Annotated in this window: 23 protein-coding genes; all 23 read right to left on the reverse strand. The window is 39.4% G+C overall.

Features of this window, described 5'->3' with window-relative positions; all coding sequences use genetic code 11:
- Window positions 1-118 precede the first annotated feature (118 nt).
- On the reverse strand, window positions 119-1,816 hold the full coding sequence (locus tag LJC66_RS21110) for a proline--tRNA ligase (RefSeq protein ID WP_230933494.1): 1,698 nt from the start codon (window positions 1,814-1,816) through the stop codon (window positions 119-121).
- A 104-nt stretch (window positions 1,817-1,920) separates the two neighbouring features.
- Window positions 1,921-3,180: an RIP metalloprotease RseP gene (gene rseP / locus LJC66_RS21115; protein ID WP_230933495.1), complete on the reverse strand. Its 1,260-nt coding sequence runs from the start codon at window positions 3,178-3,180 to the stop codon at window positions 1,921-1,923.
- 78 nt (window positions 3,181-3,258) lie between these two features.
- Entirely contained in the window at window positions 3,259-4,407 is a 1,149-nt protein-coding gene (gene dxr, locus LJC66_RS21120) for a 1-deoxy-D-xylulose-5-phosphate reductoisomerase (RefSeq protein ID WP_013058844.1), read from the reverse strand.
- A gap of 35 nt (window positions 4,408-4,442) precedes the next feature.
- On the reverse strand, window positions 4,443-5,234 hold the full coding sequence (locus LJC66_RS21125) for a phosphatidate cytidylyltransferase (RefSeq protein WP_230933496.1): 792 nt from the start codon (window positions 5,232-5,234) through the stop codon (window positions 4,443-4,445).
- An 18-nt stretch (window positions 5,235-5,252) separates the two neighbouring features.
- A complete protein-coding gene (locus LJC66_RS21130; protein WP_013084770.1) occupies window positions 5,253-6,035 on the reverse strand; it encodes an undecaprenyl pyrophosphate synthase in 783 nt (260 codons plus the stop codon).
- A gap of 134 nt (window positions 6,036-6,169) precedes the next feature.
- Window positions 6,170-6,727 carry a ribosome recycling factor gene (gene frr, locus LJC66_RS21135; RefSeq protein ID WP_013058847.1) on the reverse strand — a complete coding sequence of 186 codons (558 nt, stop codon included), beginning with the start codon at window positions 6,725-6,727 and terminating at the stop codon, window positions 6,170-6,172.
- 2 nt (window positions 6,728-6,729) lie between these two features.
- Window positions 6,730-7,452 (reverse strand): UMP kinase, encoded by a 723-nt coding sequence (gene pyrH, locus LJC66_RS21140; RefSeq protein WP_013058848.1) that lies wholly within the window; start codon window positions 7,450-7,452, stop codon window positions 6,730-6,732.
- A gap of 76 nt (window positions 7,453-7,528) precedes the next feature.
- Window positions 7,529-8,410, reverse strand: coding sequence for a translation elongation factor Ts (gene tsf / locus LJC66_RS21145; RefSeq protein ID WP_013058849.1), 882 nt, complete (start codon window positions 8,408-8,410; stop codon window positions 7,529-7,531).
- A gap of 107 nt (window positions 8,411-8,517) precedes the next feature.
- Window positions 8,518-9,237: a 30S ribosomal protein S2 gene (gene rpsB / locus LJC66_RS21150; RefSeq protein ID WP_013058850.1), complete on the reverse strand. Its 720-nt coding sequence runs from the start codon at window positions 9,235-9,237 to the stop codon at window positions 8,518-8,520.
- A 158-nt stretch (window positions 9,238-9,395) separates the two neighbouring features.
- Window positions 9,396-9,923: a hypothetical protein gene (locus LJC66_RS21155; protein WP_195695995.1), complete on the reverse strand. Its 528-nt coding sequence runs from the start codon at window positions 9,921-9,923 to the stop codon at window positions 9,396-9,398.
- Window positions 9,924-9,938: 15 nt separating this feature from the next.
- Entirely contained in the window at window positions 9,939-10,700 is a 762-nt protein-coding gene (locus LJC66_RS21160) for a FliA/WhiG family RNA polymerase sigma factor (protein WP_025750299.1), read from the reverse strand.
- 49 nt (window positions 10,701-10,749) lie between these two features.
- Window positions 10,750-11,244, reverse strand: a complete 495-nt coding sequence (locus LJC66_RS21165; protein ID WP_025750300.1) for a chemotaxis protein CheD — start codon at window positions 11,242-11,244, stop codon at window positions 10,750-10,752.
- A gap of 50 nt (window positions 11,245-11,294) precedes the next feature.
- The gene (locus LJC66_RS21170; RefSeq protein WP_014458457.1) at window positions 11,295-11,723 is read right to left on the reverse strand and encodes a chemotaxis protein CheW; all 429 of its coding nucleotides are present in this window, start codon (window positions 11,721-11,723) and stop codon (window positions 11,295-11,297) included.
- Window positions 11,724-11,753: 30 nt separating this feature from the next.
- Window positions 11,754-13,733 carry a chemotaxis protein CheA gene (locus LJC66_RS21175; RefSeq protein ID WP_230933497.1) on the reverse strand — a complete coding sequence of 660 codons (1,980 nt, stop codon included), beginning with the start codon at window positions 13,731-13,733 and terminating at the stop codon, window positions 11,754-11,756.
- Between the two features lie 14 nt (window positions 13,734-13,747).
- The gene (locus LJC66_RS21180) at window positions 13,748-14,791 is read right to left on the reverse strand and encodes a protein-glutamate methylesterase/protein-glutamine glutaminase (RefSeq protein WP_195695992.1); all 1,044 of its coding nucleotides are present in this window, start codon (window positions 14,789-14,791) and stop codon (window positions 13,748-13,750) included.
- A 9-nt stretch (window positions 14,792-14,800) separates the two neighbouring features.
- Window positions 14,801-15,670: a MinD/ParA family protein gene (locus LJC66_RS21185; RefSeq protein ID WP_230933498.1), complete on the reverse strand. Its 870-nt coding sequence runs from the start codon at window positions 15,668-15,670 to the stop codon at window positions 14,801-14,803.
- Entirely contained in the window at window positions 15,663-16,760 is a 1,098-nt protein-coding gene (gene flhF / locus LJC66_RS21190; RefSeq protein WP_230933499.1) for a flagellar biosynthesis GTPase FlhF, read from the reverse strand. Before flhF ends, LJC66_RS21185 begins: the two co-directional genes overlap by 8 nt.
- Window positions 16,760-18,796, reverse strand: a complete 2,037-nt coding sequence (gene flhA / locus LJC66_RS21195; RefSeq protein ID WP_195695990.1) for a flagellar biosynthesis protein FlhA — start codon at window positions 18,794-18,796, stop codon at window positions 16,760-16,762. Before flhA ends, flhF begins: the two co-directional genes overlap by 1 nt.
- Before the next feature lie 30 nt (window positions 18,797-18,826).
- Window positions 18,827-19,909: a flagellar biosynthesis protein FlhB gene (gene flhB / locus LJC66_RS21200; protein WP_050689634.1), complete on the reverse strand. Its 1,083-nt coding sequence runs from the start codon at window positions 19,907-19,909 to the stop codon at window positions 18,827-18,829.
- Between the two features lie 2 nt (window positions 19,910-19,911).
- Complete coding sequence (gene fliR, locus LJC66_RS21205; RefSeq protein ID WP_098433302.1) at window positions 19,912-20,688, reverse strand: flagellar biosynthetic protein FliR; 777 nt, start codon at window positions 20,686-20,688, stop codon at window positions 19,912-19,914.
- A 2-nt stretch (window positions 20,689-20,690) separates the two neighbouring features.
- The gene (fliQ, locus tag LJC66_RS21210; protein WP_016765390.1) at window positions 20,691-20,960 is read right to left on the reverse strand and encodes a flagellar biosynthesis protein FliQ; all 270 of its coding nucleotides are present in this window, start codon (window positions 20,958-20,960) and stop codon (window positions 20,691-20,693) included.
- Window positions 20,961-20,970: 10 nt separating this feature from the next.
- Window positions 20,971-21,639: a flagellar type III secretion system pore protein FliP gene (gene fliP, locus LJC66_RS21215; RefSeq protein ID WP_013084783.1), complete on the reverse strand. Its 669-nt coding sequence runs from the start codon at window positions 21,637-21,639 to the stop codon at window positions 20,971-20,973.
- A complete protein-coding gene (locus LJC66_RS21220; RefSeq protein WP_230933500.1) occupies window positions 21,632-22,273 on the reverse strand; it encodes a flagellar biosynthetic protein FliO in 642 nt (213 codons plus the stop codon). Before LJC66_RS21220 ends, fliP begins: the two co-directional genes overlap by 8 nt.
- Between the last annotated feature and the right edge of the window lie 29 nt (window positions 22,274-22,302).

A 22,302-nucleotide genomic window follows, 5' to 3' on the forward strand; every position in this document is an offset into this window, starting at 1 on the left:
GTTTTCTGCCTCCTTTTATAAATGAGTGCAATCTATTTTAACATAAATGACTTCTATTCTGTCATATGTTCTGTTTATAAACATAAAAACAGCAGGGATACAAATCCCCGCTGCTTCATTACTTCGCTAGCAGTTCTTTCACTGTTGAAACAAGATTGTCAACTGACACTTCTAATGACTCCCCAGTTTTGCGTACTTTTACTTCTACAATTCCTTCAGATGCACGTTTACCAACTGTTACTCGAACAGGAAGACCAATTAGATCTGAATCTGCAAATTTTACTCCTGCACGCTCTTGGCGGTCATCTAACAGCACTTCAAAGCGATTATCTAATAACTCATTATATAATTTCTCACCTAGTTCACGCTGTTCATCATTTTTCACGTTAACTGGAATAACGTGCACTTGATAAGGCGTAACAGCTTCTGGCCATAGAAGACCGTTTTCATCATTAAATTGTTCTGCAATCGCAGCTACTGTACGAGAAACACCGATACCATAGCAGCCCATAATCATTGGCTGGCTGCGTCCGTTCTCATCTAGATACGTTGCTCCCATCGCTTCACTGTAGCGAGTTCCTAGTTTAAAGACGTGGCCCACTTCAATACCTTTAGCGAACTTGATAACGCCTTGTCCATCCGGTGACTGATCCCCTTCTTGGATGAAGCGGAAATCTTCGTAAGTTGCATTAAAGTTACGTTCATTCACATTTGTGTAGTGATAACCTTCTTCATTTGCTCCGCATACACCGTTAGCAATTGCTTTTACCGCATGATCAGCTACCACTTCTACTGAATCACTTACACCAATCGGTCCTACTGAACCAACTGCGCATTTTAATACTTCTTTTGTTTCTTCTGGAGTTGCCAGTTCAACAACGGAAGCTTCAAAATAATTTTTCACTTTAATATCGTTTACTTCGTGGTCCCCGCGAACAAGTACAAGCACAAAACGATCATCTACTTTAAATAAAAGTGACTTGATACAAGAAGTCGCTTCAACATTTAAGAAAGCAGCTACGTCTTCAATGCTATGCTGATTTGGTGTTTCCACTTTTATTAATTCTTTTTCAGCTTCACCTGATTTTTCATACGTATTTACAACCGGTGCCATTTCAACATTTGCTGCATAAGAAGATGTATCTGAATAAGCAATTGTATCTTCCCCGATTTCAGAAAGAACCATAAATTCATGCGTATCTTTTCCGCCCATTGCACCTGAATCAGCGATAACCGCACGGAAATTCAATCCGCAGCGCTCAAAGATGCGGCTGTAGGCAGCAAACATTTTGTCATATACTTCATCTAAACTTTCTTGAGAAGCATGGAACGAATATGCATCTTTCATAATAAATTCACGACCGCGTAATAAGCCAAAGCGTGGACGTTTTTCATCGCGGAACTTCGTTTGAATTTGATATAAATTTAGCGGTAAACGTTTGTATGACTTCACTTCGTCACGAAGCAAGCTTGTGATAACTTCTTCGTGTGTTGCTCCCAAAGCAAATTCACGGCCGTGACGATCTTTCATACGCATTAACTCAGGTCCGTATGAATACCAGCGGCCAGACTCTTGCCACAATTCAGCTTGTTGTAAAGCAGGCATTAATAATTCGACAGAACCTGCACGGTCCATCTCTTCACGAACAATTTGTTCAACTTTTTGCAATACGCGCTTACCAAGCGGTAAAAAGCTGTACACACCGCTTGCATTTTGGCGCATGTAACCTGCGCGCAATAGAAGCTGATGGCTTTTTATATCCGCATCAGCTGGCACTTCTCTTAATGTAGGAATCAATGTAGAACTTTGTCTCATAACCTCGCACCTCTTTGCTTACTTCTCTATCTTATTTTTTAAGGCGGACCATGCCGCAATTTTCATATAATCAGCGAGGGAATATCCCTCGCTGAGCGTATGTCTTATAAAAAGAACTTTTGAATATCGTTCCACGTTACAACGAGCATCAGCAGCATTAATAAAGCAAAACCGATAAAATGAACAATACCTTCTTTTTGACGATCAATTGGCTTACCGCGAATTCCTTCTACAGCGAAGAACAATAGTCGTCCTCCATCTAAAGCAGGAAGTGGAAGCAAATTGACAATCCCTAAGTTAATACTTAAAACGGCTGCCCATTTCATTAGATAATAAATGCCTGACTGTGCTACTTGATCGGTTGCTGCGTAAATACCTACAGGACCAGAAAGCATATCCAGTTTGAACTGTCCTGTCACAAGCTTCCCTAGACCCGTTAAGATTTCTTTCATCCACGTATATGTTTCAGTAGCCCCGTGCGTGATCGAACCAATGAATGACTTTTCAACCGGTGCATATACGCCAATTAGTCCAATTGTCTGTTCCCCAACTTTGCGACTTTCAGGTGTAATCGGAATATCTAGCGTTTTGCTGCCGCGCTGAACCGTGAATGTAATTTGCTGTTCAGGATGTTTTTGAATTACTTTTACGACATCATCCCACGTTGAAACACTTTGTCCATCAATTGCTTGAACTTTATCTCCTTGTTTAAGTCCCGCATCAACGGCTACTCCATCTGATGTTAATTTGCCCATCACGGGTTTGTCAACAACATATCCTTGAGAAATCCCAAGAACGATAAAAATAACAAAGGCTAATATAAAGTTCATTAGCGGACCAGCGAAAATGGCTAGCGCACGCTGACCAAGAGTTTTGGAAGCAAACTGACGGCTGTAAGGTGCAATTTGAATTTCTTCTCCGTCCATAACGAAGTAAGATTCTTCTGCTACCTCGAATTTTTGCAGACGTTCATCTTCACCTTCTTCATAACCTGAAATAAATAGATTATGCTCTAAGTCTGCTTGCTCTACCTCAATAACTTTTGCATTTGGATGCTGTTCCTTGTTATTAATAATGACTTTATTTACTTTGCCTTCCTTATCAAACATGAGGCCCACCATTTGACCAGGCTTTACTTCGATCATTTCTGGATCTTCTCCAGCCATTCGAACAAATCCACCTAGAGGCAGCAAGCGAATGGTATAAACTGTTTCATTTCGTTTAAATGAAAAGATTTTGGGACCAAACCCAATGGCAAACTCACGGCATAAGATGCCTGCACGCTTTGCAAAAACTAAATGACCAAGCTCATGAAAGAATACAAGAGCTCCAAAAATGACGACAAACGCAATGACTGTGTTCAATGGGTATTACCCCCTTCATGTAATAGAGTCAAACCTCCACCCACCAGAAATAAGTGGGTGGCTTCTCTCGCACGCACATTATCGAGAGATGGCGGATCTAACAAACTCTCTTGCTTCTAAATCTACTTCTTTAATAGTAGATAAACAAGGTTTCTGTATTACAGTATGTTCATTCATTGCTTTTTCAATCACATCTTCAATTTGCAAAAATGTAATGTGACCATCTAAAAAGGCTTGAACAGCTTCTTCATTAGCTGCATTTAAAACAGTCGGAAGTGTTCCACCCGCTTTGCCAGCCTCAAATGCAAAAGCTAAACAGCGAAAACGCTCTTCATCCATTTTAGCAAAGTGAAGCTGACCAATATCCGCCAAACTTAAACGCTTGGTGTTAGGTAAAGACATGCGTTTTGGATACGTTAACGCGTATTGAATTGGCACGCGCATATCAGGCGTTCCAAGCTGAGCAATAACGCTTGTATCAGAATACTCTACCATAGAATGAATGATGCTTTCTTTATGTAACAATACATCAATTTTCTCATAGGGAAGATCAAAAAGCCAATGTGCTTCAATCACTTCTAGTCCCTTATTCATCATCGTTGCCGAATCAATTGTAATTTTAGCTCCCATCGACCAGTTTGGATGATTTAATGCATCTTCAACCGTTACTCCCTGTAGTTCTGCTCTCGTTTTATCTCGAAAGCTCCCTCCAGAAGCCGTTAAAATTAAACGGTCTATTGCTTTTTGATCTTGCCCTTGCAAACTTTGAAAAATAGCTGAGTGCTCACTGTCTACCGGTAAAATATCAGCGCCATATTCCTTGGCTGCTTCCATGACAAGGTGACCAGCGGTAACAAGTGTCTCCTTATTTGCAATAGCAATCGTTTTTCTCATTTTGATTGCTTCTAGCGTAGGAGTCAACCCTACACTTCCAAGAACAGCATTTACTAAAACTTCTGTGGATGGATGAGTTGCCACTTCCACAAGCCCTTCTTCTCCATAAACAAATCGAATAGAAGGGAATTCTGCTTGCAGTGACAGACAATCTTCTTTCTTCATCACAGAAACAAGGGCTGGCTTACACTGCTGAATAATCTTTCTTGCTTCATTAATATTTCGACCTACAGAGATTGCTGAGAGCTCAAAATGCTCCGGATGCGCTCGAACAATATCAACGGTTTGAGTACCGATTGAACCTGTAGCTCCTAACAAGGAAATTTTCTTCAAGTATATTCACTCCTATTAAAACAAAGACATCTTTTTTATAGAGATAATAAAAAAGCTAAAATTGGCATGATGAACATCAAACTGTCAAAACGGTCTAAAACCCCACCATGACCCGGTAAAATCTTTCCTGAATCTTTTACGCCATAGTGACGTTTGAACGCTGATTGTACAAGATCACCCATCTGTCCAAATAACGATACAATAATACCAATTACGAGTAGTTCAATCATAGTTTGATCAATATTTGCTAACAGCTTAAATACAATGGCTACTACGATAGCGCATACGACGCCACCAACAAAACCTTCAATTGTTTTATTGGGACTGATTTCCGGCCATAGCTTTCGTTTCCCCATTGCTCGTCCAATAAAATAAGCTCCGGAATCCGTCGCCCAAATAATAAGAAAAGCAAAGAACAAATAAGCTAACCCAAACTCTTGACGAACCTCGATAAAATAATGAAAGCCAAAGCCAACATATACTGTCGTTAATAAAATAAACCCAACGTCATCGAAGGTAAATTTATTTTTAACTACAACCGTGTACATTAATAAAAGAAGGACAGCAGCAAGCGCTACTTCTATCTTATGTTCACTTAAGAATTGAAATGCAACATCTCTTCCATTTGGTAGTAAAAACACCCAGGTTACCAATAAACTAATGATACTTGGAAAAGACATTGCTTTCAAATGTTTCATTTTTAAAAGCTCAATTACACCAACTGTTCCGATTACATACATAATAAGGGTAAAAGGTAACCCTCCAATTAAAACAATCGGCACAAATACCGCAAGTGCTACAATCGCGGTGATAATGCGCTGTTTCATCTTGTTTTCCACACCTTCTTATACACCACCAAAGCGGCGACCGCGCTTTTGAAACGCCTCGACTGCTTCGATTAAATGATTTTCTTTAAAATCTGGCCATAATACTTCTGTAAACCAAAACTCTGTGTAAGCTAGCTGCCAAAGCATAAAATTACTTAAGCGAAGCTCACCGCTTGTACGAATAAGCAAATCCGGATCTGGAAGGCTTTTGCTCATTAAATAGGAAGAAAATAAATTTTCTGAAATAGAAGAGGAAGCTACTTTTCCCTGTTCTACATCTTCTACCAATGACTGAATAGCGCCCATGATTTCGTGACGGCTACCGTAATTGAGCGCGAAGTTTAAAATCAGCCCTGTGTTATGCTTTGTTTTTTCAATTGCGTTATCCACGGCTCGAATCGTATGGGCAGGGAGCTCACTTTTATCCCCCATAATACGAACTTGCACATTTTTTTCAATTAGCTCAGGCAGAAAGGTTGTTAAAAATTCCTCTGGCAGTTTCATTAAAAACTCGACTTCAATTTTGGGGCGCTTCCAATTTTCAGTGGAAAATGCATATAAAGTTAATACTTTAACACCTAATTCATTGGCCGATCTGGTCACATGACGCACTACCTTCATTCCTTCATGATGGCCCATCATGCGAGGAAGAGCTCGTTTTTGCGCCCAACGACCGTTCCCATCCATAATAATTGCAATATGTTCAGGAACAGGGTGCTGTTTCACTTGATCTTTTCGTTCTGACAAAGACAGTGTATTTAAATCTTGACTTTTCTTCCATGCTTGAAATTTTCTTAACATGCAAAGGTCCCCCGTTGTACGCTCTCACATAAACGTGTGGCTTATGTGAGTTTTTTCTTACTACACATTATTAACAAAAAAACCCCCTGTAAACAATAGAGGGTCTTTTACAATATATTTTACCTTGAAATGACTTAAACTGCCATAATTTCTTCTTCTTTATCTTTCGCCACTTTATCCACTTTTACGATATGATCATCCGTTAGTTTTTGAATGTCATCACTGTAGCCGCGTAAATCGTCTTCAGTAATTTCACCTTTTTTCTCTAACTTTTTGAAATCATCGTTTGCATCACGGCGTACGTTACGAACCGCAACTTTTGCTTCTTCAGCATATTTTTTCACCATTTTCACTAACTCACGACGACGCTCTTCCGTTAAAGCAGGAATCGATAAACGGATAATAGTTCCATCGCTTGTAGGTGTTAACCCTAAGTCAGATTTTAAAATAGCTTTTTCAACTTCACCAATTTGTGATTTGTCATAAGGCTGAATAACAAGCATACGAGCTTCAGGCACGCTTACTTGCGCCAATTGGTTAATTGGTGTTGGTGCACCGTAGTATTCTACCGTTACGCGGTCAAGAAGTGACGCGCTTGCACGTCCAGCACGAATTGATGCTAGTTCGCGGCTAAATGATTGAATTGCTTTTTCCATTCTTTCTTTTGCGTTTTGCAACACTTGTTTTGGCATGTTTATTTCCCCTTTACAATTGTTCCAATGTTTTCGCCTGTAACGGCACGTTTAATATTGCCTTCTTCCGTAATTGAAAAAACAATTAGCGGAATATCATTGTCCATACATAATGAAGAAGCTGTAGAATCCATAACAGCTAGTCCATCTTTTAAAACATCAATATACGTTAATGTTTCGTATTTTACAGCATCAGGTACAAGCTTAGGATCTGCATTATAAACGCCATCTACGTTGTTTTTAGCCATTAAGATCACGTCAGCTTCGATTTCAGCTGCACGCAAAGCTGCTGTTGTATCTGTAGAGAAATAAGGGTTTCCTGTACCCGCGGCGAAAATAACAACGCGTTTTTTCTCAAGATGACGAACAGCTTTTCTTCTAATATAAGGCTCTGCTACTTGTCTCATCTCGATAGAAGTCTGAACTCGTGTTTGCACACCGATGTTCTCTAAGCTATCTTGAAGAGCCAAAGAGTTCATTACTGTTGCTAGCATTCCCATATAATCAGCAGCGGCACGATCCATACCCATTTCACTGCCAATTTTACCACGCCAAATGTTTCCACCACCAACGACTACAGCAATTTCCACACCTAATTCATAAACGGCTTTTACTTGTTCAGCAACAGATTTGATGATGGATGGGTTAATACCAAAACCCTCTTCACCAGCTAATGCTTCTCCACTTAACTTTAATACAATACGATTATATTTTGCTTGACTCATGCTTACCTCCATCGTTAACGGTGAGATCTCTTTTGTAAAAAAGGGAACACACAGTGTTCCCTATACGGTCAAACCCTTACTTTTTAACTTGGTTCATTACTTCTTCAGCGAAGTTGTCTTGACGTTTCTCAATACCTTCTCCTACTTCAAAACGAACGAAGCTTTCAACAGTAGCGCCTTTGCTCTCAACGAACTGACGTACTTTTTGATCAGGATTTTTAACAAATGTTTGATCTAGTAAGCAAATATCTTCGAAGAATTTGCCAAGGCGACCTTCAACCATTTTTGCAACGATTTTTTCTGGTTTGCCTTCGTTTAATGCTTGTTGAGTTAATACTTCGCGCTCACGCTCAGTTTCTTCAGCAGAAACTTGGTCACGAGAGATGTATTTAGGGTTGATTGCAGCGATGTGCATAGCAACGTCTTTTGCAACAGCTTCTTCAGTTGTACCAGATAATACTGTTAACACACCGATACGTCCGCCAGCATGTAGGTAAGCACCGAATGCATCAGCATCAGTTTTTGTTGCTACAGCGAAACGACGTAGAGATAATTTTTCTCCGATTGTAGCGATTGCAGAGTTGATGTGTTCTTCAACAGTTGCACCGTTTTCCATTTTTTGAGTAGCAGCTTCAGCAGCGTCAGCTGGTTTGTTAGCTAAGATGTGAGCAGCTAATTCTTTTGTTAATTTTTGGAAACCTTCGTTTTTCGCAACGAAATCAGTTTCAGAGTTAACTTCTAAGATAACAGCTTCGTTACCTTGAGTTTCGATGTAAGTTAGACCTTCAGCAGCAATACGGTCTGATTTTTTAGCAGCTTTTGCAATACCTTTTTCACGTAAGAAATCGATTGCTTGCTCCATATCACCGTTAGTTTCAGTTAACGCTTTTTTACAATCCATCATACCAGCGCCAGTTTTTTCACGTAATTCTTTTACCATTTGAGCAGTAATTGCCATAATGTGTAGCCTCCTTGTTTGGGTATGTAATTAATGTATATAAATGGGTTAAATCTTTTCAAAAAAAGGTGATAAAAGGCTATTCCCTCTTATCACCTTTCACGGAATTAAGCAGTAGTTGTTTCAGTTTCAACTGCTGTTTCTTCACCTTGTTTAGCTTCTAGAATAGCATCAGCAACTTTAGAAGTTAAAAGTTTAACAGCACGAATTGCATCATCGTTTGCAGGGATTACATAGTCAATTTCGTCTGGATCACAGTTAGTGTCTACGATACCAACGATTGGAATGTGTAATTTTTTAGCTTCCGCTACTGCAATACGCTCTTTACGAGGATCAATGATGAATAATGCATCTGGAAGTTGTTTCATATCTTTAATGCCGCCTAAGAATTTTTCAAGACGCTCTAACTCTTTTTTAAGTTGAACTACTTCTTTCTTAGGTAGTACTTCGAAAGTACCGTCTTCTTGCATTTTTTCGATATCTTTTAAACGTTTGATACGTTTTTGGATAGTTGAGAAGTTAGTTAATGTACCACCTAACCAACGTTGGTTAACAAAGTACATACCAGCGCGAGCTGCTTCTTCTTTAACAGAATCTTGAGCTTGTTTTTTCGTACCTACGAATAAAACAGTACCGCCGTCTGCAGCTAATTCTTTAACGAATTTGTACGCTTCTTCTACTTTCTTAACTGTTTTTTGAAGATCGATAATGTAGATGCCGTTACGCTCAGTGAAGATGTATTTCTTCATCTTTGGGTTCCAACGGCGAGTTTGGTGACCGAAATGTACACCAGCTTCTAGTAATTGTTTCATTGAAATTACTGACATGTGTTTTTCCTCCTAATGGTTTTAAGTCTCCTCCGCTCATTTCATCTTCAGCCGAAACTACAAAAAGTAGCACCATCAACCGAATCAACAAGCGTGTGTAATAACACCAAAAACAAATATAGCACACTCCTTTTTCACAAGCAAGCGTTTCATTAAGTTTATTGATGAAATTTCAATAATAATTCAATTTCAGTTTTCCCTCTGTGTAAATGTTTTGCAATTTCTTCGATTGTTAAACCTTTTTCCTTTAAATAAACGGAAAATTCTTTTATCTCTTCACCTGACAAATCTTGAATTTGGTCTGTAGTTAATTCATCAAAAGGTGTGCGTATATGCTTCTGATTTTCTTCTATAGAAAGAAGTTCATGCAGCGACTGGGAAGGCTCACTTTTTAGATCCACCCTTTGAACAGGCACGTCTTCTTCATCTACCAAAGGTGATTTTACGCTGCTTTTTTCCACTTCCGAAGAAAGCGAAGTGGAACGCTCTCGAAGCTGCCTTAAAAACTGCTCGTTTTGTTCCTGAAATTCAGCAAGATACGAACTCATTGCAGCTTCCATTTTATTTATATTTTGCTGGTGCAAGCGTTCAATCCTTTTCACTTTGGTCACTTGCATATATAAAAGAATAATGCAAAACAGTGATAGACCATGAATTAAAAAACTAACTGTGAGTAAAAACCCCATCCTTCTACCTCTTCACTAAATTATTTTGCTTAAACTCGTACGCATTTTAAACAGCGCTTTCGAATGAATTTGAGAAATACGTGAAGTAGATAGCCCTAACAGCTGTGCGATTTCTGTAAAAGTCAGCTCTTCTTTATAGAATAATGAAACAACGAGCTGCTCTTTTTCATTTAGCTGCTCGATAACTTCAGCAAGCTCTTGATATCGTTCGTCGTTAATTAGCTCCTCTTCAGGAGAGAGCGTTTTTTCATCTTTAATCGTATATTTTTGCTCTCCATCTTCATACTCTTTCGGCTGTTCTTCCATTGATAACACGTTAGCTAAAAAGCCTTCGTTCATTGTATGAACAACGTCTGCTTCTGTCATGCCTACTTCTTTTGCAACCTCACTTGGTGCAACTCTGCGCAAGTATCTTTGTTCAAGTGCTTCTGTTGCTTGCTCAATCCTTTTCGTCTTTTCCCTTGCGCTTCTTGATAACCAATCTTCTTTGCGAAGCCCGTCTATTATCGCCCCTCGAATTCGAAAAGACGCATATGTATCAAACTTTAAGTCTCTACCGTAATCAAACTTTTCCAAAGCATCGTAAAGGCCGATTAACCCTAAACTACGAAGCTCTTCTTTATGAATATTCTTCGGCAGCCCCACGCTAATCCGCTGAACGTGATAGTTAACGAGCGGCATGTACTTTTTAACAAGCATGTTTCCTGCATGTGAGTCTCTCGTCTCTATCCATTCCTGCCAAATTTTATGTTCTTCAACTTCTTGTATACTTTTCAAGGGTCTTTCAACTCCTTTTTATAGCGCTATTAAACCGTCAGAGCGCGCTTTATATCGTTTTTATCCCTTCGTTAATCGTACGAACCTTTAAAATAGCCGTTTGAGGATCAAATTCAATTGTGCGTCCATTGTGTCCTCCTGTAGCTTTTGCTGCAATGTCTACACTGTTTCTATGCAGCTCTCTCTCTACTGCTTGAACATTTCGAAGGCCAATTCGCATGACATCATTTCTTGGTTCAAATTGAAACATCTGCGCGCCTCCTGCTATTTTTGCTTTCAACAATTTTCTATGTGCGCCTTGTTTAATCAACATATTTATCAAATCAAAAATGGCTGTATCTGCATATTTAGCTCTATTAAAAGGACATTTAGCCCCGCTTGAATCCGGAAGCATCACATGAGCGAGCCCAGCTACTGAGTGAACAGAGTCATAAACGACAACTCCTACACATGATCCTAATCCCGCTGTTCGAAGCACTGCAGGTGCATGTGTAACATTCATTTCGGCAATTCCTACCTTAATCACTTGTTTATCATCTCTCACGATTCTTCAACTCCTAGAACCTTCAGCGTGATATCCATTATTCGTTTGGCTCACTGGAGGTGGTCTTCTAAAGAGAGCACTTTAGGTAAATTTAGAAGAACAATTAAACGACTATCTACTTTAACGACTCCGTTTAAATATTCTACAGCTGTTCCTTCAACTGTTTCAGGCACTGAAGCAATTGTTTTTTCATCAATATCCACTACATCATTTGCCGCATCGACAATCAAACCTGCTTCTACATCATTAAGACGAACCATAATAATACGTGTCAGCTCATGGTTAAGCTGTTCTTGCAAGTTAAAACGAGTGCGCAAATCAATAATCGGTGTAATAACGCCGCGAAGATTAATAACACCTTTTACGTATTCTTTCACTCCAGGAACGCGTGTTATGTGCTGAATCTTTTCAATCGACTGCACTTCTTCTACTGAGATTCCGTACTCCTCGTCTCCCAATTGAAACACAATAATTTTCATGCCTTTCTCCCTTTCTTTTTACAGCATTTGTTATTTGATCAAAGCGTTGCAATCAATGATAAGTGCTACTTGTCCATCGCCTAAAATCGTGGCTCCTGAAATAGCAAACACACCCGGCAGATAATGCCCTAAAGATTTTAAAACAATTTCCTGCTGACCGATAAAAGAATCAACAATTAGCCCGGCAGTCTTTTCTCCTTTTTTCACGATGACTACTGAATAATGATCGCCTTGTACTGAGTTAGGCACAGTGAATAGTTCTTTTAAATCAATAAGAGGAATAATGGCTCCTCGAAAGTCAATAACCTTTTGACCGTTTACATGCATGACCTCTTTCGGCTGAACAATAGCTGTTTCAATAATCGAAGAAAGCGGCAAGGCATAGCGCTCTTCACTCATTTGCACGAGTAAAGCAGAAATGATAGAAAGAGTGAGCGGCAGTTGAATAGAAAAACGCGAACCGTATCCTTCGTTAGAATCGATCGTTACAGAACCCCCTAACGATTCAATCGTGTTTTTCACAACATCTAAACCTACTCCTCGTCCGGAAACATCTGAAATTTGCTCAGCCGTCGAAAAGCCTGAAGCGAAAATGAGCTCATACACTTGTTTATCCGTCAGCGTTTCAGCTGTTTTTCCATCAATAATTCCTCTATCTAACGCTTTTTGCAGTACCTTTTCACGATTGATGCCCGCCCCGTCATCTTCTAAATCAATAAAGACATGATCTCCGCTATGATAAGCTTTAAGGCGAATCGTTCCCTTTTCATTCTTTCCGTTCTCTAAGCGTGCTTGAGGCATTTCAATTCCGTGGTCAATGGCATTTCTTAATAAGTGAACAAGCGGATCTCCAATTTCATCAATGACGGTCCGGTCCAGCTCTGTATCAGCTCCGACAATTTGAAGTTCAATTTGTTTCCCTAAATCTTTTGAAAGCTGTCTCACCATACGGGGAAAACGATTAAAAACGGTTTCTACAGGCACCATACGCATATTTAAAATAATGGTTTGCAAATCTCCAGAAATACGGGACATCCGCTCGACCGTTTCATCTAATTCGCTATTATTCAATTCTTTTGATATTTGTTCTAACCTGCCTCTATCAATAACTAGTTCTTCAAACAAGTTCATAAGACTGTCCAAACGGTCAATATTAACTCGAATCGTCTTGTTATTTGATGGCTGTCTTTTCTCTTCAACAGGCGATTTAGAAGGTGCTGACACGGTAACTTCCTGTATGGCTGCTGCTACTTCTGCTGAAACAAGCTCCTCCATTTCTGTCTCCTTTTTTACGGGGACCGCAGCAATTTTCACACTTTCTACTTCAGAGACTTCCATAATGCTCGCCTGCAGCTTTTCTTGTGATTCATTTGTTACTAATATAACGATAAAAGATGATTCGAATTTTTCTTGTTCGATATCTTGAACAGTTGGCGCTGACTTAATAACGTCTCCTGCTTGCTCTAACACATCAAACACCATATACGCGCGTGCAGCTTTTAATAAGCAGGTGCGTTCAAGCTGTACGGTTATTTCAAACGCGTTAAATCCTTGGTCTGCCGTTTGGCTGAGCAGCGTTTGTACTAATTCATCGTACTCAATGGAAGAAGCTGCATGCTGTGCTACGGGTTCCTCTGCTACAATACGCTGCAGCTTTTGAACAAGCAATTTGACATCAAGCTGACCATCGCCGCCTTCAGAAATAGATTGAACCATTATTTCTAGCGCATCGACTGATTCAAACAAAGCATCAAGAACTTCCGTATGAACGTCGAGTTGGTGATTTCGAACAGCATCTAACACGTTTTCCATTTTGTGAGTTAATTGTGCTAAATCATCAAATCCCATTGTTGCAGACATACCTTTTAACGTATGAGCAGATCGAAAAATTTCGTTTACATAGCCAAGATCATCGGTATTTTTTTCAAAACGCATTAGCTGGTCATTAACGTTTTGAAGATGTTCCCTGCTTTCTTCAATAAACACTTCTAGATATTGATTCATATCCATCGTAACTTTCCCTCCTATTTCTGTGCGTAGCGAGAAATAAAGCTTCCAACGTTTCGCAGCGGTTCAATATAATCAACAAGTTTTGTAGAAACGGCTGATTTGGGCATCCCATAAATGACAGCTGTTTCTTCAGATTCAGCTAATATAAGCGCGTCTTTATTTTTCTTTAAATCAATAACACCTTCCGTCCCATCCGCCCCCATTCCTGTCAACACAATAGCAAGTTTTTGATAACCTGAAATTTTACTAATCGACTGAAACAAACGATCCACTGAGGGGCGATGTCCCTTTACAGGTGAAGAAGTGTCTAAACAAATGCTGAGCTGTCCTTTTTTCTCTACAACCGTCATGTGAAAACCTCCAGGCGCAATATAAGCACATCCTGAGCGAACGATTTCATTGTCTTTTGCTTCTTTCACTTCAATATCAGCTAGCTGATTTAGCCTAACCGCTAATGATTTTGTGAAATTTGGAGGCATATGCTGCACAATAAAAATAGGTGCGTTTATGTCTTTTGAAACAGTTGATAATACTTCTTGCAGCGCACGCGGTCCTCCAGTAGAAGTACCAATACAAATCATTTTGTTCACTTTCGTCCCCATCGGGAGGTTATATACACTGCTGTTTTGCACGTGCTGATGACTGCTTGAAAATATGTTGGCTTTACTAGCAAGCAAAAGTTTAGAGATAAGCTCGTCTTTCACTTTATGTAGGTCCAGCGAAATAGCTCCCGAAGGTTTAGCAACAAAATCAACTGCGCCGTACTGCATAGCGGTCAGCGTATTTTCAGCACCTTTTATTGTTGTACTCGATAACATGACAACAGGAAGGGGCTTCACATGCATGAGCTGTTTTAACATATCTAAGCCATTCATTTTGGGCATTTCGATATCCAGTGTCACAATATCTGGCGACAGCTCGAGCGCTTTTTTCAACCCTTCTTCACCGTTACGCGCGGTACCCACAACGTGAAAACGACTGTCACATGCTAAAAAATCGCCGATTAGCTTTCGCATAAATGCAGAATCATCTACAATAAGCACCTTTATTTCATTCACTCTAATTTCCTACCTTTCAAGAAAAAATCGTTTGAGGCGCCGAATAAACATTCCCTCGTTTTTAGCCGTTACCCTATTGTCTTGAGGAATAAGAATACTCACCATTTCTATTAGTGATATACTCGCTTTAGATGCTGGATTTTGAAGCAAAAAAGGCATTTGGCGATTGACCGCTTTCTGAACAGCTTGATCGTTTGGGACAATACCTAATAGAGAAATAGATATGTTCAAAAACTGCTGAACAGCTCGGTTAAATCGTTCATACGTCTCATTTCCTTCTTTGTCAGAAAGCGTTTTGTTAATAATAAGACGAACCGGTGCTGATACAGAATAGGAAGCTGCTAGCTTAATAGCAGCGTAAGCATCTGTTATAGATGTAGGTTCTGGTGTTGTGACCACGATCATTTCATCTACAGCTTTTAAAAACTTAAGCACACTCTCTGACATGCCGGCTCCCATATCAAAAATCATATAATCATATTGATTTGTTAACGAATTCAATTCTTGTATTAAATGAGCAAGGTCTGATGGAGACCATTCAAATACAGAGGAAATTCCTGTTCCACCAGCCACATAAGCTAAATTCTGAGGACCTTTTTTAATAATTTGCTGGATGGAAAGCTTTTTTTCTAGCAAATCGACCATCGTATATGAAGCAGTTTGCCCAATCAAAATATCAATATTTCCCATCCCTATATCCATGTCAAAAAGAAGAACTCTTTGCTTTTGCTTCGTTAACGCAAGAGATAAGTTTAACGATAGATTTGACTTTCCAACCCCTCCTTTTCCGCTTAAAACGGCTATTGTTTTGCAATCTTTTAAAGAGTTTTGATTCTTTTTTAACACTTTTTCTCTTAAAACTGCTGCTTGATCATTCATCTTTCCAATCTCCAAACACATCGTCGATAAACTCTTTTATTTTAAATGCCGAAACATCTTCTGGTACATCCTGCCCATTTGTTGTAAAAGCAGCTCGCTGGCCGTAATGATATAACATATTTAAAAGTGAGCCTTTGCGGGTGGTTTCATCTTGCTTCGTAAAAATCAAGTGATCAACAGGCAGACTAGCAAAACGTTCGTAAACAGCTTTCATATCTGATGCTTTTGACGTTAGGGCTAAAACAAGAAACGTTTGCAAATCTTCTTGAAACGTAATAATTTTCTTTAAATCATTTACATATTGCTGTTCCAAAAAGTTACGGCCTGCTGTGTCAATAAAAATCACATCGTATGCTTCTGTTTCTAGCAAAGCTTTTTTAAAATCTGCTCCGTTATAACAAATCGTTAAAGGCGCATTCAAGATCGAAGCGTATGTCTTGAGCTGCTCAATCGCTGAAATTCTATACGTGTCAGTTGTAATAAATGCTATTTTTTGATTGTGTTCCAGGACACATTTTGCAGCCAATTTAGCAAGAGTTGTTGTTTTACCGACACCTGTTGGTCCTACTACACTTACATATTTTTTGAAAGGACCGCTCCATTCACTTGCTTTAAACTGATTGACAAACCAGCTCTTCGTCCACTCCATAAGTTGGTTTGAGTTTGGGCGATGTAAGTAGTAGTACTCCAGCATAGGAGCCTCTATGCTTTTTAAAATAGCTTCGTCTATTTCTTGCAAACGCAAATAGGCAAACACATCCTCCACTGCTTTTGGATATGAACCTGAAGAAACCTTTGGCATTTGATTCATTTGTGAGACAAGAGTATTTAACTCACTGAGCTGCTGCTTCATAAAAGATTGATTATCTTCCATACTGGGTTCTGGCGGCGACGAATTCTTCTTTACGCTCAGCTTTTCTACGGAATCGACAGCTGCCAATACTTCTATTTTTGCCTTAGTAAATAAGCCAAGAAACCCTCCTGTTCGAATTTGTTTTGAATGTAAAATAACCGCTTCCTCACCTAAATCTGAACGAATGGCTTTCATAGCTTGCGGCATAGATGCTACTACGTATTTTTTTACTTTCATCAGATATCCACCACTCCAACACTTTGAACTTCAACATTTGCTTCTAGCTCGTTATATGATAAAACTGCCATATGGGAAAAATACCGCTCAGTGATTTGGCGCACGTACATCCTCACCGCAGGAGAACATAACACAATTGGAGACTGTTCTTGAAAAGAAAGTGTTTCTGTTTGCTTGGCTATACTTTCTACGATAGCTTGTGAAACGTTAGGGTCTAGTGATAAATAATTCCCATGCTCTGTTTGTTGAACAGCTTCCGCCATCGTTTTTTCAACTTTTCCTGAAAGGGTAAGAACTCGAAGCAGACCTTCTTGGACCGTATATTGACTGGTAATTTGTCTTGCGAGCCCTTGCCGGACATATTCAGTTAACAAATCGGTGTCTGACGTCATTTTTCCGTAGTCGGCCAGCACCTCAAAAATAATGGGTAAATTTCGAATTGAGACGCTTTCTTTTAAAAGCTTTGCCAGTACCCTTTGAATGTCTCCAACGGAAAGAGGATTAGGCGTTACTTCCTCAATTAAAATAGGATAAGTTTCTTTTGTGTGATCGATTAGTTGCTTTGTCTCCTGCCTTCCAATCAGCTCATGTGCATACGATTTTATAACTTCTGTTATGTGCGTAGACACAACCGAGGGTGGGTCAACAACGGTATACCCGAACATCTCAGCCTGCTCCTTCACCGACTCACTAATCCATTTTGCAGGCATCTTAAAAGCTGGCTCTAACGTATCAATTCCTTCAATCAAATCATCATCCATTCCCGGACTGATTGCTAAATAGTGATCGAGCAGCAGCTCCCCTTTTGCCACTTCATTGCCCTTTATTTTAAGACAGTATTCGTTGGGCTGAAGCTGAATGTTATCTCTGATGCGAACAACCGGAATGACTAATCCTAGCTCAAGTGCCAGCTGTCGCCTAATCATCACAATTCGATCGAGCAGATCGCCTCCTTGATTCGTATCAGCAAGCGGAATTAATGCATACCCAAATTCAAATTCAATTGGATCAACGCTTAATAGATTGACAACACTCTCCGGACTTTTCATTTCATTGTCTTCCATCTCTTCTTCAGTAGGCGCCATTTCTTCACGAACCGCCTGATGCTTAGCCCGAGACAAATAATAGCCTCCCACTCCTAACAAAATAGCAATAGGCATTGTAATAACATCATTAATTGGCGTAATTAAACCAAGAGCCGCAATCGTTCCTCCGGTTACATAAAGCATAACTGGAAAAGCAAACAGCTGCTGTGTAATATCTTCGCTCAAATTACCTGTTGAAGCAGCTCTAGTGACGATAATACCTGTCGCTGTTGAAATCATAAGGGCTGGAATTTGACTCACTAACCCATCGCCTACTGTTAACAAAGTAAAGGTTTGGGATGCTTCAGTGATGGACATTCCCATTTGCAGCATGCCGATAATAATCCCAAATAAGATATTAATAAGGGTGATGACAATCCCTGCAATGGCGTCACCTTTGACGAATTTACTGGCTCCATCCATTGCTCCATAAAAATCTGCTTCGCGCTGAATTTTTTCACGGCGGTCAATTGCTTGCTTTTCTGAAATCATACCTGCATTTAAATCTGCATCAATACTCATTTGTTTACCCGGCATCGCATCCAAGGTAAAGCGGGCGGCTACTTCAGAAACACGCTCCGCTCCTTTTGTAATAACGAGAAACTGAATGATAATTAAAATAATGAAGACAACAAAGCCCACTAAAGGATTGCCTCCAATAACGAAGTGGCCAAATGTTTCCACCACTCCGCCTGCTTCTCCTGTTCCTAAGATTGAACGTGTCGTCGATACATTCAAACCTAATCGAAACAGCGTAAGAACCAGCAGCAAAGACGGAAATACCGATAGCTCTAAAGGTTCTTTCATATTCATGGAAACGAGCAGTACAAGCAGCGCAAGAGAAATGTTAATCATGATTAAAATACTTAATAACCATGAAGGCAACGGAATAACAAGCATAACGATAATGAGTACAACACCTATAACAACTGGCAGTTCTCTTGCAGACATTAATTTTTCTCTCCTTACAATAGCGTAACGTTACATTTTATTTTGAATGCGGTATACGTAAGCTAATATTTCAGCGACCGCTTTAAAAAATTCTTCCGGCACCGCATCTCCTACTTTGGTTTGATCAAAAAGTGCTCTTGCTAGCGGGCGATTTTCTACCATGATGATTTCATGGCTTTTGGCAATTCCTTTAATCTTCTGAGCAATAAAATCTACGCCGCTGGCTACAACATAGGGAGCATCCATTTTTTCTTCATCATATTTTAAAGCAATGGCATAATGAGTGGGGTTTGTAATGATGACATCCGCTTTTGGAACTTCTTGCATCATTCGAGACATTGCCATTTCCCGCTGCTTTTGCTTTATTTTTGATTTGATTAGAGGATCCCCTTCAATGTTTTTATGCTCATCTTTGATATCTTGCTTTGACATTCGAATATTTTTCTCGAAATCAAACTTTTGGTACAAATAATCAAGCAGCGATAAAAATAAAAGCATAAGCGAGGCTGCAAGTCCCATTTGAAAAACAAGTTTAGACAGAACAATCAGCGAGTCCCCTATACTTTTTTGAGATAAATTTAATACATCTTCTATGTGAATCCATAAGATAAAAAACGTGACGGCTCCGATACACATAATTTTCAGCGTTGACTTGATTAGTTCTACCAGCGCTCTCATGGCAAAAATCCGTTTGGCTCCGCTAATAGGGTTAATCTTTTCTAACTTAGGCTGAAGAGCCTCCGTGGAAAAAAGAATACCAACCTGCATATAATTTGCTCCGAGCGCAGCAATAAAAGCTGCGAGCATAACAGGACCTGCTGCAAGAGCTATTGAAGGAAGAAGGTGCTTAAACATCGCAAATACGCGCTCTGCCGTCACTTCCTCAAGCATATACGTTTGAAAAGCTTCTCTTAACAACTTCATCATTTGCTGTAAAAACTGTTTGGCTCCAAACAAAAAATAAAGAAAAACCATTAAAAGGATGAGCGCAGTTGTAACGTCTTGACTTTTAGCTACCTGTCCTTTTTTTCTAGAGTCTTGCTTTTTTTTAGGTGTAGCTTTTTCCGTTTTTTCTCCCGCGAAAAATTGCAAATCAACTTTTACTAAAAACAAAGCTACACCCCTCCTAATATGCGAATCATCGCGCGCATCGCTTCTATCATTTGTTCAAATATGATTTGCATCATATAAAACATGCTCCCCATCACGACAATCAGCAAAATAAAGGCAACAATAATTTTTACCGGAAACCCCACTACGAAAATATTTAACTGCGGAACGGTTCTCGCGACAATTCCAAGCGCGATATCGACTAAAAATAATGAACCTACCAAAGGCAAAGACATTTGAACAGCTACTAAAAACATCGATGAAAAAACAGTTATGATGTGTGTAGCAAATGCTTGGCTTCCCACAGGGAAAGCTACTTTGTCTAACGGAATAATTAAATAACTATTATAGATGCCGTCTATTAATAAATGATGTCCATTGGTCGATAATAAAAATAGGAGAGCAAATACATATAAATATTGACCTAGTATAGGACTTTGCGCCCCTGTCTGCGGATCTATTACGTTGGCAATCGCAAATCCAACTTGAAAATCGATGAGACCTCCGGCAATTTGAATAGCCATAATAAATACATACGCAGTCAAACCAATAAACAACCCAACAGCACATTCTTTTACTACTAAAAGTACAAACTGTGCATCTAACGAAACGACGGGTAAATCAATCGTTGTCGCAATGATAACGGATAGCGAGGCAGACAAACCTACCTTATGAACTGTGGGAATCGTTTTGTATGAAAATAGCGGAACCGTGATAAAAAAAGACGTTACCCGCACTAGCACTAGTAAAAACGCGGGATAGGATAAGATCAACTGACTCATAGCTACCCTACGTACCGATACAGATTTGAAAAAATTTCATATGTAAATGAAATCATTTTTGATAACATCCACGGACCAAAAAATACAATCCCTACTAAGACCGCTACAATCTTAGGAACAAAAGCAAGAGTTTGCTCCTGAATTTGGGTAGTTGCTTGAAAAATACTAATAATGAGCCCAACTACAAGGGCCAGCAGCAATAAAGGGCCAGATACAATTAGGATTGTATACACGCCTTTTTCTGCTAACGAAATGACAAATTCTCCATTCATTGTCTATCACCTATTGAAAACTTATTAATAATGATTTAACAACTAAATTCCAGCCGTCAACCAGTACAAATAGTAAAATTTTAAACGGGAGCGAAATCATAACGGGAGGAAGCATCATCATTCCCATAGACATCAGCACGCTTGCTATAATCATATCGATAATGAGAAAAGGAATAAAAATCATAAATCCAATTTGAAATGCTGTCTTTAGCTCACTGATTGCATAAGCCGGAACGAGCGCAGTTAAGGGAATATCTTGAACAGAGGATGGTTTATCTATATCCGCATATTCTAAAAAAAGAGCTAAATCTTTTTGTCTTGTATGAGCACTCATAAATTCTTTCATTGGTTCAGCTGCTTTTTCATAGGCTTGATTCAGCGTGATTTTTTCTTTTAAAAGCGGCTGAAGCGCCTGTTCATTTACCTGAGAAAAAGTTGGCGCCATAATAAAAAACGTTAAAAACAGCGATAAACCAACTAATATTTGATTAGGAGGCATTTGCTGTGTCCCGAGCGATGTACGTACAAATGACAGCACAATGACAATGCGTGTAAAGCAGGTCATCATAATTAAAATTCCAGGAGCTACCGAAAACACCGTCAGCAGCAACAAGAGCTGAACAGACGTGGAAATATTTGTAGGACTGCTCGAGTTAAAGAGGTTCATCACTTCATTCATCGTTCTTTTTGTTCCTTTCTAACTCTTTTAGTACGTTTTGCCTTTTTATTTTCATTTCATTCATTTCTCGCTGAAAAAGCTGTTGAAAAGAATGACTGGATTTCTCTTCTTTTTTAGAAGTCAATTTTTCTAAAAAAGAAGGTAGTACGACTTTATATTCGCTCTCGTTTTTCTGTTGTTCCTCGTACTGCGTGAGCAGCTGCTGTTTCTCTTGCCCCGTAATTTCTGAAAGAAGCTGCACATTTTCACCGACTCCAATGATTAAAAGCTGATCTCCAACTTTGACTACTTGTACAGATTTGCTGCTTCCAACATTTGTCCCCCCCAGGTTTTGTACTATTTTATTTTTTTGTAGCAGCCTTCCTTTTTTATTGACAAATTTTAAGAGTGCAAAAAGCAGCCCAATTACAAGTAAAAACGCGAATATCATCTTCATAATATCTCCAGCTGAGAGCGTAGGCGTCCCCTGGAGTGCAGTTTTTTCTTTTGAATCAGCACTCTCACTTTCTAAACACTTCTCCGTTTTTTCCAAACATTCTTTTACCGATGCAGATCCACTTTCTGCATAGACGATTTGATTTGATCCTGCTAATACGCTTATTAACAGCGCAGCAATTACGAACTTTCGCAGCAATGCCTGCCACCTCTTACTTCAACATAGTG

Origin of the sequence: Priestia sp. TSO9, from assembly GCF_021029645.1 — a bacterium.
Classification (GTDB): Bacteria; Bacillota; Bacilli; order Bacillales; family Bacillaceae_H; genus Priestia; species Priestia megaterium_E.

What these genes read in the sequence shown, in the direction of transcription:
- rpsB (WP_013058850.1), bottom strand. Translation starts at nt 9,237, where the DNA reads ATGTCAGTAATTTCAATGAAACAATTACTAGAAGCTGGTGTACATTTC.
- fliQ (WP_016765390.1), bottom strand. Translation starts at nt 20,960, where the DNA reads ATGAATGGAGAATTTGTCATTTCGTTAGCAGAAAAAGGCGTGTATACA.
- tsf (WP_013058849.1), bottom strand. Translation starts at nt 8,410, where the DNA reads ATGGCAATTACTGCTCAAATGGTAAAAGAATTACGTGAAAAAACTGGC.
- fliR (WP_098433302.1), bottom strand. Translation starts at nt 20,688, where the DNA reads ATGAGTCAGTTGATCTTATCCTATCCCGCGTTTTTACTAGTGCTAGTG.
- LJC66_RS21175 (WP_230933497.1), bottom strand. Translation starts at nt 13,733, where the DNA reads ATGGATATGAATCAATATCTAGAAGTGTTTATTGAAGAAAGCAGGGAA.
- flhA (WP_195695990.1), bottom strand. Translation starts at nt 18,796, where the DNA reads ATGTCTGCAAGAGAACTGCCAGTTGTTATAGGTGTTGTACTCATTATC.
- pyrH (WP_013058848.1), bottom strand. Translation starts at nt 7,452, where the DNA reads ATGAGTCAAGCAAAATATAATCGTATTGTATTAAAGTTAAGTGGAGAA.
- LJC66_RS21125 (WP_230933496.1), bottom strand. Translation starts at nt 5,234, where the DNA reads ATGAAACAGCGCATTATCACCGCGATTGTAGCACTTGCGGTATTTGTG.
- flhF (WP_230933499.1), bottom strand. Translation starts at nt 16,760, where the DNA reads ATGAAAGTAAAAAAATACGTAGTAGCATCTATGCCGCAAGCTATGAAA.
- LJC66_RS21110 (WP_230933494.1), bottom strand. Translation starts at nt 1,816, where the DNA reads ATGAGACAAAGTTCTACATTGATTCCTACATTAAGAGAAGTGCCAGCT.
- LJC66_RS21130 (WP_013084770.1), bottom strand. Translation starts at nt 6,035, where the DNA reads ATGTTAAGAAAATTTCAAGCATGGAAGAAAAGTCAAGATTTAAATACA.
- LJC66_RS21185 (WP_230933498.1), bottom strand. Translation starts at nt 15,670, where the DNA reads ATGAATGATCAAGCAGCAGTTTTAAGAGAAAAAGTGTTAAAAAAGAAT.
- LJC66_RS21155 (WP_195695995.1), bottom strand. Translation starts at nt 9,923, where the DNA reads ATGGGGTTTTTACTCACAGTTAGTTTTTTAATTCATGGTCTATCACTG.
- fliP (WP_013084783.1), bottom strand. Translation starts at nt 21,639, where the DNA reads ATGAATGAAGTGATGAACCTCTTTAACTCGAGCAGTCCTACAAATATT.
- frr (WP_013058847.1), bottom strand. Translation starts at nt 6,727, where the DNA reads ATGCCAAAACAAGTGTTGCAAAACGCAAAAGAAAGAATGGAAAAAGCA.
- LJC66_RS21170 (WP_014458457.1), bottom strand. Translation starts at nt 11,723, where the DNA reads ATGAAAATTATTGTGTTTCAATTGGGAGACGAGGAGTACGGAATCTCA.